This is a genomic window from Flavobacterium sp. YJ01 (genome assembly GCF_029320955.1).
Classification (GTDB): Bacteria; Bacteroidota; Bacteroidia; order Flavobacteriales; family Flavobacteriaceae; genus Flavobacterium.
In genome coordinates this window covers 5,305,095-5,319,482 of record NZ_CP119757.1, presented here as the reverse complement: position 1 = coordinate 5,319,482, position 14,388 = coordinate 5,305,095, and the positions used below count along the sequence as shown (strand labels likewise).

The window sequence follows — 14,388 nt, the reverse complement described above, 5'->3', positions numbered from 1 at the left end:
TTAAGAGGGATTAATGTCCCTTTCATAAAAAAGATTCCCAGTATTGTTTCGGCTTACCTCGTTAGGAGAGGTTCCAAATCGTTTTTTGAATGATTTGGAAAAGTTGGGATAGCTGTTAAAGCCATTCATAAAAGAAATATTCTTCAAGGGAATATCGGTCTGCTCAATCATTAGGTGTGCTCTTTTGAGCCTTTCCTCTGTATAAAACTTATAAATGCTTGTATGGAAAAAATACCTGAACCCGTCTTTAAGCTTAAAATCATTTGTTCCAAAAAGTCTTGCAAGTTCCTTTACTGACGGCAGTGGCTCTGCCAAATTATCCAATACATAATCATAAACACGCTGGATCAGGCGCGCATCGGCTTTTCTAAAATTATGATGCCTCTGCTCTGCTATTTCGTGGACCTCCGTAACATCTTCATCAAGCTGGAGAAAAGGCGTTATGAAACTGAGAACCGTAAATTTACCGTCCGATAATCTAGATACCGAACACTCGGCACTTACTATCAGCTTTTTGTATGTTAAAAAATTCAGTGTAATTATTTCGCCAGATAAAAGCATTTCTTCGAGCTCTCTTTTCTCGATATCTGACATATCCGAGAAATCATCCAGAAGGAATTCCTTAATTGGCCTGTTGAGCATTTCTGCCGAATCATATCCCAAAATTTTCAATGCTCCTTGATTCACATCTTTTATCGAATGATTTTCGTCTAAAATAAAAGTAGCGGGCGTCACCATTCTATGAGTAATGTAGGGGTTGACAAAACCCGAGTGGAAGGCAGACTCTTTGAGTTCTTCCGCAACCATATTGACCAGGACAACCAATGTTTCAATTTCGTCATCGAAGCTGCTCAAAGGAATCTGGTTATTGAAATTGCCTCTTGCCATTTCAAACAACATCTTGTGCATCGATACCATCCGTTGGCGGTTGTGAGGATTTTTCATTTGTAATGATTTTATATTCTTTGACTGAATCTTTGCGTCTGTCCTAAGCGAAGTCCATTAGATAGTCCAGTGCCTCCTGCTCCACAGTAAAAATTCGGGTAGGCACGGACGGCTTGTTGATTTCTACATAAAAAGTGCTCATGGTCATGGAAACATTCTCACTGCCTATCAGAGCTACTGCTTTTGCAAGAAGTGATCCAGACTTGGCTAGATAGTCTCGGGCCGCCTTGTCAATAGAAGCGATTCCTCTAGTATCGCAAAATATGGGAAGCTCCCTTTCATTTTGAAACGCAATCCGGTCCGCAACCACACGCATGGCTACCTGCAGATCTACTGCTGAATTGGGTTTGTATTCAAAAAAGAGGATTCCTTTTTCAATCCAGAACCTTGCATTTTGATTCTCAAAAGATTCATGTGTGGGGATCATGACCTATAATTTAAAAACTGAAATTTAACAAAAATATAAAGATTTAGAAACATTTTAATTGTCAAATGTGGATTATTTCTTGCAAAACATGGTTAGTTGTTGTCAAATCGGGAATTACCGTTGCTATATTGGGAGTAAAATATATACAAACAAAAATACTTTCAATTTTTATAATGAATTTTAACTATCAGTTCACTCAGTGTTAAAAAAATCAAGTAAAAAAATCCAAAATAATCTTATAAAAAAATGGCAAAAATCAAGCATAACAATTTTATCGATACAGTCGATACTGTTTTTTCAAGCGCAAAAGACGAGGGCATTTTACACCTGCGCGCAGAAGGCGAATATCTTAATGGCAGAACTATAAAGATACACGGCAGTGAAATGCTGCATTTCGGCACAACAGGCTATCTAGGCCTTGAACAGGACAAAAGGCTGAAAAAAGCTGCAGTTTCCGCAATAAGAAATTATGGAACTCAGTTTCCACTTTCTAAAACTTATCTATCCCATCCTTTATATGCCGAGCTTGAAAGCAAGATATGCAAAATGTATGGCATAGAGCCGATTATAACTAAGAACAGCACTTTAGGCCATATGGCGATCATCCCTACACTTATACGTGATGAAGATGCAGTTATTATTGACCATCAGGCACATTGGAGCGTCCAGAATGCCTGCCAGGTGCTAAAACTAAGGGGAATACCGGTGGAGATGATACGCCACAATAACCTGGAGATGCTTGAAGACAAGATACGTGCACTGAGCAGCAGACCCGGCAAAATATGGTACATGGCCGACGGCGTCTATTCGATGTACGGCGACTATGCACCAGTACAGGACCTTATCCGCCTTACCCATAAGTATCAGCAGCTCCACCTCTATTTTGATGATGTGCACGGTATGAGCTGGAAAGGAAAAAACGGCACGGGCTTTATCTTTGATTCTATTGGAACGCTTCAAGACAATATTGTTGTGGTCAGTACGCTCAGCAAAACTTTTGGCGCAAGCGGTGCCACATTTTTCTGCACCGATGATAAATTACGTGAAAAGATCAAAACTTTTGGCGGCCCTCTCACATTTTCTGCACAGCTTGAACCAGCGTCCGTAGGAGCCGCGATCGCATCTTGTGACATACACCTCTCCGATGAAATCAAGAAGCATCAGTCTGAGCTTGCTAAAAAAACAGCTTATTTCGGAAATCTGCTTTCAAATACAAGTCTGCCCCTAGTCTCTGATAACGACTCTCCTGTTTTCTATATTGGAATGGGAACACCAGCAACAGCTTATAATTTTACCAAACGCCTCTTTAACGAAGGATTTTACCTGAATCTAGGAATCTATCCGGCCGTACCAATAAAAAATACTGGCATCCGCATCACGATATCTGCGCATAATCAGATCAAAGACATATCTGAACTGGTCCATGCAATGGATCATCATTTCCAGAAAGCCCTAGAAGGAACCGGAAGCAGCGAAGAAAAGATACGCCAGGCATTCAGAATGGACATAAGCAAAAGACTGCCGGCAAAAAAACAGCAGACAGAATTGCTTCAAATTGAAGAGCGAACTACTATAGCGGACATCAGCAGGCAGGAATGGAACAAATATCTAGGCATCCATAATATCCTAGATTGGGATGGCGTGCGGTATCTTGAGCTTACTTTTGCAGATAGCAAGCAAGCGGGCAATAAGTGGGACTTCTTCTATTACATTATCCGTGACCAGAACAAGCAGGTGGTTTTAATGACATTCTGCACCTGCGGCATCTGGAAAGATGATATGCTCGCCACGGAATCAGTATCAAGACATCTTGAAGATCTCCGAAAAACTAACCATATGCATATGACATCCAAAGTACTGAGTACCGGATCATTGTTTACCGAAGGTCTACATTGCTATATTGACGAGACCCATCCACTGGCAGAGCATTCATTACGAATGCTCTTGAACAGACTGGAAGAAAAATACAATTACCTTGATGCCGATATGCTAGTTCTGCGCGATTTTGATCACGGATTCCAATGGGATGAAATAGTGAGAAATCAAGGCTATTTTAGGATTGATATGCCAGAATCATGTGTTCTCGAAAGTAAGCATTTGGATGCATTTAATAGTTATGGCGATTTGCTATCACCGCGTTCCCGCAGACATTTCAGTAAAGAAATACTTCCTTTTGAAAAATACTATGATGTGGAGATAAAAAACACTCTAAATGAAGAAGAGCTAAAGTGGGCCTACGAACTATACTGCAATGTCAAGGAGCGAAATTTGGCTATAAATAATTTCACCTATAGCAGAGAAGTATTTCAAAACATGAACAGCTGCTCAAACTGGGAATTCATAATCCTCTCCCTTAGAGATTCGGTCCAACGGAATTTCTGTGGAATAATGTTCTGCTACAAAAATTCATCAGCGGTCTATGTGCCCGAACTTATCGGAATGGACTATGTCGCCTCAGAAGGACTCAATCTCTACAGACAGCTTTTATACCAAACCATCAAAAGAGCGCGAGAGCTTAAAATTGAAAGGATCGACTTTGGCATATCGGCAACCTTTGAGAAGAAGAAACTTGGCGCTTCCGTCATACCTAAAGTAGCGTACGTGCAGGCAAGGGACAATTATGCGATGGAACTCATGCAGACCCTGCAGAACGAAACCATTACCGCGCGCTGATCCAGCCAAAATATATTTCCACAAAAAAAAACAATAAATTTCTGGGCAGTGATGCCCATAGCTTTTCCTTGTTCAAATAAATCTAAAATCTGTTGTCATGATAAGATCTACATGTGAGAACGCACTTCAGGTTATTCGAAAAGCAGAACAGCAATTCAGCTTAGATCCTGAAGATATAATTGAAAAATCCTACCAGATGACCACCGTACTTCGAAATTTGCTTTGTACGGTAAAGAAAAATGTTTTAGAAAAAGGATTCTCTGATGAAAATGAAGAGATTAATTTTTTTAAAAGCGTTAAACCCCAGATACTGGGGAAGCTGATATTCTACAATAAAGTTTTCCGCATTGAGGCAGCCTGTCCGGTGATAAGCGGCAAAATGCACTACAAATATTTTTCCAATGAGCTCAATCTCCTCAAGCAGGAATATAAAGAGCATTTTTACAACAATGATTTTTACCGATACTATCGCACAGGAAGAACTGAATGGGACCACCATTTTTTTTGTCTTGGAAAAATAGACCTGCATGAGGGAGTAAATAGTTTTGTTTTTGAAATTGATCCGGAATTTTCTACCTACTATGATTATAAAGTGGCGCGCATCATAGCAAACGAACTGCTATACAGCTACCTGAGCTCCAAAATTGAACCCGAAACCGAACAAATCAGCATATTATCGGAAAACAATTCGGCAAACAGGGATTTTTTCTGGACAGATTCAAAAAATGCCCTGATCGAATTAATTTATGCCCTACATGCCTCTGGCAGCATTTCTCATGGAAAAGCCGGAATCCGTAAAATAAGCACGGTATTCCAGCTTCTGTTCAGAGTGCAGCTCGGCGATGTCCATCATGCCTTCCATCGAATGAAAGACAGGACCGACAGTAAAAGCATATTTCTGGATCAGCTGAAGACTTCCCTTAAACAGCATATGGAAAAAGAACTGTAGGCTCTTATACTTTCCTCTTGCCAATATGATGCAATTGGCATCTAAATACCGACTGCATACAGCATCATTATTTCCACGGCCCTGCCCTATCAAATCAAGCATTCAGGACAATTTATATAATCGTTAAAATTTTCCCAAAACAGCATTCTACATTGGCATGCATTGGCAGTGAAAGGCTTATGCTTTTGGCAATTTTGCACCATTAATGCAAAACAAAACGCCATGAACATAGACAGAATGGAATTCATCTCTTGGATGGAAAGGATAATGGAACGTTTCGATCTTATGGGAGCGCACATCAGAGAACTTGAAAAAAAACGCGGCAGCATCGATGGTGAAGAGCTTTTGGACAATCAGGATATATTGCAGATGCTCAAAATAAGCTCAAGGTCTCTGCAGCGCTACCGCTCTTCACGAAGGCTTCCCTATTATACTATCAGCGGAAAAATATATTATAAGCTCTCTGATGTGCACCAGTTCATCAGAGAAAGCTTTAATGTCCGAATGCCAAAATCTCATGCCAACGGATGAAAAAGGATGCCAGAACACTCCAGCTTTTTATAGGCACATTCACCGTTTTTAATTTCGCATATGAATATAAAATTTAAAATTATGGACGAAAAAATTAATGATAAACCCAAAATCACAGAAGAGCTCTCGGATATTCTGCTGGTCTTCGATAAAGAAAAAAAGAAAATCCTGGCGGTAAAAGGCATTGACCAGAATGGCAATCTGCAGACCACTGAACCCATCCGGAAAAATCAGAATCAGTTTATGCGGGTAGATAAGCAGGGAGATTTATTCTCGAATTTTTTTTCCAATTTTTTCAGCCAGCTGAAGAACCCAACTAATTTTTCGTTCTTCAAAATCCCCGCACTGCTGGCTGTCGATATTTCTAAAGACATGCAGAAACAGATAGATTGCCCGACTCCTGAAGGCGACCAATTAATGAAACAGCACGAAGTAAAAGAATATGAACAAAAAACTAATATTAATATGGAAACAGCACAGACAAATCCGGAAACAAGCGAATACAAATACAAACCGGAACAGATTGATTGGGAAACATTAAACCATCTTGGTTTAAGCAAAGAAAAACTGGAAAAAATGAACCTTCTGGACCCGCTTCTAAAAGGATACAAAACAAATGAACTCGTACCTGTAAGCCTCAACCTAGGCACAGCCGTTACCAGAATGGATGCCCGTTTATCATTGAAACAAAACGATGAAGGACAGGTTGTGGTGGCCATCCATGGCATCCGAAAAGAACCTAATCTGAATTTCTCTTTTTTCGGCCACGAGTTCAGTAAGGAAGACAAAGAGAATCTTCTCGGGACAGGCAATATGGGCCGAGTAGTTAATCTTACCAATCCGAAAAACAATGAAATATTGCCCTCGATAATTAGCATAGACAGGCTTACCAATGAAGTGGTGGCTTTGCGTACTGACTTCATTAAAATTCCAGATGAAATTAAAGGAATAAAGCTGAGTGAAGAGCAAAAGCAGACTCTCTTGGAAGGAAAACCGCTTCCTTTGGAAGGTATGGTTTCCAAAAAAGGAACCGCCTTTGACGCAACTGTCCAGTTCAATGCCGACAAACGTTTTGTAGAATTTCTCTTTGACAGAAATGACCCAAATAAGCAGGCACAAGGCAACCAGCAGAACCAGACTCAGGGCGCACAAAAGACTTTTAGGGACAAAGAACTCAACAATGAGCAGCATCAAAAGCTCCAAGATGGCCAGACGGTCTACATCAGCGGTCTCGTGGATAAGAAAGGAAAAGAATATAACGGATACATCACCTACAATAAGGAGACCGATAGAACAGATTTTTCATTCCAAAATCCAGACAAGATCAAAGAACAGATAAAACCATCAGAAGCGCATAAAACCCAGACAGCCGTAAATTCAGAAGGAAAAACTAATGAAGCTACTAAAAACATAAATGAGCCCTTAAAATCAGGGCAGACAAATCCTCATGACAGAAAACAGCAGGAACTGCAAGAAGATTCTCAATCTCCTGCCAAATCAAAAGGGCGTAAAATGTAATGATATGATCACAGTTATTGCAGAAAAACCGAGCGTAGCAAGAGAAATAGCCGTTATAATCAAAGCCACAGAAAAAAAGGATGGCTATCTGACAGGTAACGGCTATTTTGTTACATGGGCACTAGGCCATCTTGTAGGATTAGGAATGCCTGAAGATTACGGAATCACGGGATTTGAAAAAGCATCACTGCCGATCCTCCCAAACCCTTTTTTACTGACTGTCAGAAAGGTCAAAAAAGATAAAGGCTGCACTGCTGATACAGGCGCAATAAAACAGCTTAAAATCATTGAAGACCTATTTAATCAAAGCGAGAGCATTATCGCGGCAACAGATGCAGGACGCGAAGGCGAACTTATTTTCAGGTACATTTACCAATACCTGAAATGCAGCAAACCCTTTAACAGACTCTGGATAAGCTCGCTTACCGAAAAAGCCATCAAACATGGTTTTGATAACCTGAAAGACGGAAAAGAATTTGACGGATTATATCAGGCTGCGCAAGGCAGAAGCCGTGCCGACTGGCTGGTGGGCATTAATGCTTCACAGGCCCTTTCCATAGCTGCCGATAATGGAGTATATTCACTTGGAAGAGTTCAGACTCCTACACTGGCATTAATATGCAGACGCTATCTGGCAAACAGGGATTTCCCAGTAAAAAATTATTCGCAGATACAGTTATCCCATAGCAAAGATCTGATAAATTTTAAAAGCATCTCAAAAATCAAATGGGACGACAGAAAACTAGCCGGCAATGTACTGAAAGCTATTGAGCGAAGCCCAATGGCAATGGTCACATCGGCAGACGGCAAAATTGAAACAGAGCAGCCTCCTTTACTGTTCGACCTTACCGGCCTTCAGAAAGAAGCCAATAAAAAACTGAACCTTTCTGCCGAGGAAACCCTCAACATTTCTCAGAGCCTTTACGAAAAGAAGTTCATCACATATCCTCGGACAGGAAGCAAATACATTCCTGAAGATCTTTGGTCCGAAATTCCCAGCCTTGTAAGAGTTTTACAAAAGGGGGAAAATTTCAAGCAAACAATTTCCCAAACAAAATGGGGCAGATTCAATAAGCGCATCGTGAACGATCTTCGAGTAACGGACCATCATGGATTATTGATTACCGATAAGATTCCGTCAGCCCTTAATGCAAAGGAAAATGCGGTTTATAATATGATTGCGTTTCGATTGCTTGAAGCCATTTCCGAGCCCTGCATCAAAGAATTGACCGATGTAGGCCTACAAATACTGCATTATGATTTTACTGCAAAAGGCTCTAGGATTATTGAGCCAGGATGGCGTGCCATTAAAGGCAGTTTCTCTGATGATACTGAACCGTTACAGGACCTGCCTGAGTTGAAAACAGGCGATTATATTAAATTAAAAGAGGCTTGCGTTTTGGATAAGAAAACAAAACCGCCTTTGCTTTACACGGAGGCAGGCCTTTTGTCTGCTATGGAAAGTGCCGGAAATGATATCGAAAATGAAGACGAACGGAAGGCTTTACAGCATATCGGCATCGGTACCCCGGCAACTAGAGCGGCCGTCATCGAAACTCTATTTACCCGCAATTATATCCAACGCGAAATGAAATCCTTAATCCCAACTGGAAAAGGGCTGCAGGTTTATGAATTTGTAAAAGACAAAAAGATTGCAGATGTGGCAATGACTGCCCAATGGGAGCTTGCCTTGCAGAAAATCGAAACCAACAAAGCAGATGCTGCAGGGTTCCTAAAAGAAATGGAAACTTACACTTCAAGTATCACAGATGAATTGTTCCAGACTGCAATTGCCCAAAACAAAATGCCGGAACTCTTATGCCCAAAGTGCAAAACCCAGCATCTTATTATTAGTGATAAAATTGTAAAATGCAGAGATGAAATATGCTGTTGGATACAGTTCCGTAATATTTGCGGTATACATTTAAGTTTATCTGACATCGAAAATCTTGTCAGTGATGGAAGAACTTCATTGATCAAAGGAATGAAAAGCAAATCAGGAAAGACGTTCAATGCCTTCATTGCATTAAACGAACAAGCAGGAAGCTATTTTGAATTCTGTGAAGGAAAACATTCAAAATGATTCTGCTTAAAACATGAACAGTAAAGCAAGAATGGCCATTAATCATTGATGGTCATTTTTTTTGCTCTTTTTGCACTAAATGCTGCAAGTCCGGATCGTTTTTAATACGTTTCAGTTCCAGTTCAATAACCCGAATTATATCTCTTTTTATCTTCCTATAATTGGCATCAATCTCTGTTTTCATATTATCGTCTCCATTTTCAGCTGCAAAAGATAAGATCTGCGGTATCTTTTGATAGGTTCTGGATTCAGCAGCAATCTTTGCATTATCAACAACAATTTCAGCATGGAAAATTTTCTGCTCTATTCGCTCCTCAAAATTATCCGATACGGCACCAACAAAAAAACCTTGCGTTAATGTAGATATTTTTGATGCCGGTATCAGGCTGTCCAATTGCGTGGATATTGAAGTCGATGTATCATTGCGGTTGATGCTCATGCTCTGCCTTTTCTGCAATACTTTACCGAATCGCTCCGAAAGGCTTTTTGCCGTTTCTCCGACCACCTGCCCGCTGAAAATATTGCCCACAGTATTCTGAATAACCTTGCTCTCTTTGTCTCCGTAATCACGGTTCAATTGCGAAAAATCCTGAAAGCCTAGACACACAGCCACTTTATTGCTTCGGGCAGTGGCAATCAGATTATCAAGTCCGCGAAAATAAATGGTAGGCAGCTCGTCTATAATGACCGAGCTTTTCAATTGACCCTTTTTATTGATCAGCTTTACAATGCGTGAATTGTATAATCCCAGTGCAGCCGAATAAATATTCTGGCGGTCGGGATTGTTTCCAACACATAGTATCTTAGGTTCTTTCGGATTGTTGATGTCCAAGGAAAAATCATCGCCTGTCATAACCCAGTAAAGGCTTGGAGAAATCATACGGGATAGAGGAATTTTCGCCGACGCAATCTGCCCCTGCAGCTGGTCTTGGGCCCCCCCCTGCCATGCATCCATAAACGGTGACAAGTAGTTTTCCAGCTCTGGATAAGAGGTAAGGATAGTAAACACGTCGGCATATTTTTTATTCAACAGCTCAATGGCATGCGGAAAAGTGCAGTACCTTCCATTTTCATAGATTTTCAGAAACCATATAATGGCCGCCAATAGAATAATAGGGCTTTCTACAAAGAAATCGCCCTGCTTCTGTATCCAGCTCCTATTCAGATTAAGCATTATGGTATATGCCGCTTCGTAGGCATCCGAAATATCCGTCATAAAATCAGGATTAAGCGGATTGCAGCGGTGGCTTTTCCTTGGATCGTCGAAGTTGATCACGTAGAATTTCGGTTTGACTATGTAATTGTTATGATGCTTCAATAGATGATTGTAGGCAACTGTGGAAAGGTCGTCGAACTTGAAATCATAGATATACATCGAAAAGCCTTTTTCGATCTGCTGCTTGATGTAATTGTTGACTATTGCATATGATTTGCCAGATCCGGGAGTACCTAGAACAATTGTCGCCCTAAATGGATTTACGATATTAATCCAGCCCTTGTTCCATTTGTTTTTATAATAAAATCTAGTAGGAAGATTGACAGAAAACTCATTTTGCATGAGTCTGGTCTCCTGATGAAAACTCTCATTCTCGTTATTGAATACATCTGACATCAGATTAGTCCGTAAAAGGCGGCTGCTCCACACCCCTGTCATCATCAAGGCAGTATAACCCAGTCCCAATGTTAGAATATAGAAGAACGCGGCTGTTTGCTTTGGCAGAGCTAATAATGGCGTATTTAAAAAGTAAAGAACAAAACCGGCGCCAAAAGAGCTAAAGATTTTAGTCCAGGTAATTTTCTGGTTCTTTACTCCCTTTGTTCCAAGACAGCTTAAAGCCAATAGCAGTAATGCAAAAATTTTCGTGTAAAGCGTGTTGGAAAACAATCCTGCCGTGCGGTCAAATCCCCTTAATATTTTATTGACGGCTTGTAATGTCCAACCCCTGTCCACAAAGAAGCCATAGCAGTACCAGTACAAATGCATCAGTACTATCAATACGCTTACTGCCCTCATAAATGCCATTATCTTGGCAAGCCCTCTTAAATCATCATCTCCCTGCATTTTAAAAATGTTTATGTCCGAGCGTTAATTTAAATGCTGTACATGCCGACTATTAGAATATATCGGAATTTGGCAGCAGCTCGCCGTCTTTGGCTCGATAATCGGATTTTGTTTTTTAACTTTTTTTTCTCAATATAGTGCTGGCGTATATTTATAGCGTGACGATCCTTCGCTCCACAATAAAAAAACCTTCAAAATCAAATGAATTTGAAGGCTTAAACATTATTGCAGACACTTGCTAAATCGATTATTCCTGTCCGGCATTATCTAATTTGTCAATATTTTCCTTTACAAACTGCTCCAATTGATAAGTGGCGACTCCTAAAGGCTTATCTAGACCGCGCATTGCATATTCGACTTTAATGTTGCTTTTCGATGCGCAAAGCAGCAGGCCGATAGTGCGCTCATCTGCCGAAGTTTTGAGTGAATCGTCTATAGCGCTAATGTAAAAGTTAAGCTTGGAAACGTACTCGGGCATAAATTCACCTGCCTTGAGCTCTATTACGACATATGCGTGCAGGATGGTATGGTAAAAAAGTAAATCAATTTTGTAGCTGGTATTATCAACCTCGATTGCGTATTGCCTTCCCACAAATGCAAATCCTTTTCCAAGCTCCAATAAAAAGTCTGCGATCTTTTCTATCAAAAGTTTTTCAATTTCAAGTTCCTTGACTTTTGCGGAAAGCATTAAAAAATCAAAATTATAAGGGTCTTTAAAAATGCTTTTCGCCAAATCCGATTGATATTCGGGCAGTGTCTGCTCAAAATTATGCAATGCTTTTCCGCTTCTGGAATACAGATTGCTTTGCACCTGTAAAAGCATTACGTCCCTGCTCCATTCATTTTTAGACGTTTCAGCTATATAAAATGCCCGTTCCGCCACATCTTTTACTTTTGCCAAAAGGCTTATATGGTGATACCAGGTAATTTGTGCAAGTGGGACTTGCACAAATTGGTTTTCCGATTGTGCAAGCGGAACTTGCACGATTGGAAAATCAGGGTATGCCTCGGAAAAAGCCCTCATATACTTAAGGTTGCGCACAGAAAAACCTCTGCTGTCAGGGAAATTGCGGACTAAATCAGCTGCCAAAAGGTCAATTACCTTGCTGCCCCAGCTATTCTGCTGTTGTTTCTCAATTATGGAACTTCCAATTTCCCAATATAGTGCAAGCATTTCGGCATTGACTTTAAGAGCAGCCTGGGTTTGGGCATGCTTTATTTTATTGAAAATAAAGGCCGACCAGTTTATGTAGTCACTGCTTTTTATAATTTCATCATTCATAGCAAAGGAACAGTTAGGATATGGACAAATATAGCAAAAAGGGCCTAGTGGCGGAACAAGGTTTTTAATCATATAATACAGGATTGGTATTGGTTTGTTAAATCCGACTAGAAAACATAAGTAAACAAAGCAACGCTATTTATATTTTTTAGCCCTTCTTCTCTTCTTCATTTTGAAATTCAATGCAAGTTCGTCAAAATCATCGCCTAGGGCATCAGGCAAAATTCCTGCCCATGCCTCAAACATCTCACCCTGCTGTTTGTCAATATTTGGGAAATCGAATAATCGATGCGGCTTTTCGGCAAATAAATCTTCCATTTCATCGAATCTCGGCACAGTGGATTTTGGCTGCCTAGAGGTTGCTAATTCTGCTTTCATACAATTAGCCCATCTGTCGTTAAAGCCGTTGGCAGAAAATTCTTTGCCAAGACGCGAACCGTTCCAAACGGTTCTGGAATTGTGGTCTATAAAAGTGATTCCGTAAATACGGCCGGCGTCATTTGCCCTCACAACTGTATTGATTCCATTTTTGGCCAGCTGCATTTTAAAATCTTTTTGATCAACTGCTGACTGGAGGACAAGGATAACAGCTTCCTTGAGTGCCGATTTTGCATCACTATGCTTTAAGGCCTCTTTGCATGTTGCAAAATGCAGATCCAAAGCAGGCAGGCAGGCTCCCCTGCCAAATAAAGACGCCTTCAAAGGATGTCCCGCCCTTTGTCCATTTTCATCTAAAGGAATATACAGCAATCCCTGCCTGGTTTTTCCATGCAGATGGCTTTCTGTTTTTTCAGCAGTAATATTAAACAGGGAAAGAAGGGCATTATATTCGCCTAAGGTCTGGAATTGGTAATAGTGTGGCAGACTGCGCACAACAGAAGCAATCTGGCTTTTGATATCAGCTTTCCTAAAATCAACCGGAGTGCAAATTTTATTATCCCGATTATGCCCTTTTTCTGTTGCAGGAACTAAGACGTACTTTCTTTCAAGCTCACGGCAGACAGCCATCGATTTTCTCTTCTCAAACTTGTCCGAAATCTTCCTGCCTGCTTCATCCACGCAGACTGTCACTATATGGACATGGGTACGGTCAATATCGGTGTGTTTAAATACTGCAAAAGGCTGCTCTGCATATCCCATCCCCTGCATATACTGCTGTGCCATTGCTATAAATTTATCATCGCTTACATTATCATGTGGGTCAGGATTAAGTGAAATATGCAGTGCGGGCTTTTCCGTATTTCTGTTGGCCAGCAGAAAAGGCTCAAAGGATCGTGCCAAATCTGCAGTTGAATATATGCCGTTTGGTGTTTCGATCATCCTACTGGTAAAGAGTATCTGGCCTTTTTCTTTTTGAACTTTCATCTGGTTGTAAGCCAAGGCACCATAAAGATTGCTGCTTCTTCCAATTTTTGCTATCATTTCAAGGCAGTTTTTTAAGGTATTTTTCTTCAAATTCTTCTGCAATAAGAATAATTTTTTGGCATAAGGCAGCAAGTTCAGCGGTCTGTTTTTCGAGTTTGTACAGATAGGCTGACGCTTTTTTCTCCGAAAAATTGCGGTACAGCAGTTTTACAATCTGATTATAGTTCGCCCCAGCCGACCGGAACTGGCTGTAGAATGTGGTCAGCCGCATGTAAAAATCAATTGTTCCTTTGTCTAATTTAATAGTCTTCACTTCCTTTCCAAACAAAATCGATATGATAAATTTCGCCTTATTATTCATTCCTGACGATTCATACATCGATAAAAACTCAGCATTTTCGTTTTCAGTCAGACGAAAAACATGCCTGTGTATGCTGGGATCGATTTTAGGATTCCTGCCGCCTCTGTTTGCTTTACCATTATTTTCCTGTTTCATAACAAATCCATTTTGACTTCTGCAAAAAAACCTGACTTTGGAAGGTTTTTCCAGCCC

General features: G+C 40.5%; 11 protein-coding genes. 5 read left to right on the top strand and 6 right to left on the bottom strand.

Annotated elements, in window-relative coordinates; translation table 11 throughout:
- A complete protein-coding gene (locus P0R33_RS22830; RefSeq protein WP_276173398.1) occupies nt 1-945 on the bottom strand; it encodes a helix-turn-helix domain-containing protein in 945 nt (314 codons plus the stop codon).
- Nucleotides 946-988: 43 nt separating this feature from the next.
- The gene (locus P0R33_RS22825) at nt 989-1,372 is read right to left on the bottom strand and encodes a hypothetical protein (RefSeq protein WP_276173397.1); all 384 of its coding nucleotides are present in this window, start codon (nt 1,370-1,372) and stop codon (nt 989-991) included.
- Nucleotides 1,373-1,618: 246 nt separating this feature from the next.
- Between P0R33_RS22825 and P0R33_RS22820 the strand changes: the two genes are divergently transcribed.
- The 5 genes from P0R33_RS22820 to P0R33_RS22800 all read left to right on the top strand — a co-directional run bounded on the left by P0R33_RS22820 (nt 1,619) and on the right by P0R33_RS22800 (nt 9,126).
- Nucleotides 1,619-4,045, top strand: a complete 2,427-nt coding sequence (locus P0R33_RS22820) for an aminotransferase class I/II-fold pyridoxal phosphate-dependent enzyme (protein ID WP_276173396.1) — start codon at nt 1,619-1,621, stop codon at nt 4,043-4,045.
- Nucleotides 4,046-4,142: 97 nt separating this feature from the next.
- Entirely contained in the window at nt 4,143-4,994 is an 852-nt protein-coding gene (locus P0R33_RS22815) for an RteC domain-containing protein (RefSeq protein ID WP_276173395.1), read from the top strand.
- Between the two features lie 222 nt (nt 4,995-5,216).
- Nucleotides 5,217-5,525: a helix-turn-helix domain-containing protein gene (locus P0R33_RS22810; RefSeq protein WP_276173394.1), complete on the top strand. Its 309-nt coding sequence runs from the start codon at nt 5,217-5,219 to the stop codon at nt 5,523-5,525.
- 81 nt (nt 5,526-5,606) lie between these two features.
- Nucleotides 5,607-7,043 (top strand): DUF3945 domain-containing protein, encoded by a 1,437-nt coding sequence (locus P0R33_RS22805; RefSeq protein ID WP_276173393.1) that lies wholly within the window; start codon nt 5,607-5,609, stop codon nt 7,041-7,043.
- A 4-nt stretch (nt 7,044-7,047) separates the two neighbouring features.
- Nucleotides 7,048-9,126 carry a type IA DNA topoisomerase gene (locus tag P0R33_RS22800; RefSeq protein ID WP_276173392.1) on the top strand — a complete coding sequence of 693 codons (2,079 nt, stop codon included), beginning with the start codon at nt 7,048-7,050 and terminating at the stop codon, nt 9,124-9,126.
- A 52-nt stretch (nt 9,127-9,178) separates the two neighbouring features.
- Here the strand turns inward: P0R33_RS22800 and mobC are convergent, their stop codons facing one another.
- From mobC to mobA, 4 genes are all read right to left on the bottom strand, one after another.
- The gene (gene mobC / locus P0R33_RS22795; protein WP_276173391.1) at nt 9,179-11,188 is read right to left on the bottom strand and encodes a conjugal transfer protein MobC; all 2,010 of its coding nucleotides are present in this window, start codon (nt 11,186-11,188) and stop codon (nt 9,179-9,181) included.
- 247 nt (nt 11,189-11,435) lie between these two features.
- A complete protein-coding gene (locus P0R33_RS22790) occupies nt 11,436-12,470 on the bottom strand; it encodes a PDDEXK nuclease domain-containing protein (protein WP_276173390.1) in 1,035 nt (344 codons plus the stop codon).
- Between the two features lie 135 nt (nt 12,471-12,605).
- Entirely contained in the window at nt 12,606-13,892 is a 1,287-nt protein-coding gene (mobB, locus tag P0R33_RS22785; protein WP_276173389.1) for a conjugal transfer protein MobB, read from the bottom strand.
- A 1-nt stretch (nt 13,893) separates the two neighbouring features.
- Nucleotides 13,894-14,331: a conjugal transfer protein MobA gene (mobA, locus tag P0R33_RS22780; RefSeq protein ID WP_276173388.1), complete on the bottom strand. Its 438-nt coding sequence runs from the start codon at nt 14,329-14,331 to the stop codon at nt 13,894-13,896.
- Between the last annotated feature and the right edge of the window lie 57 nt (nt 14,332-14,388).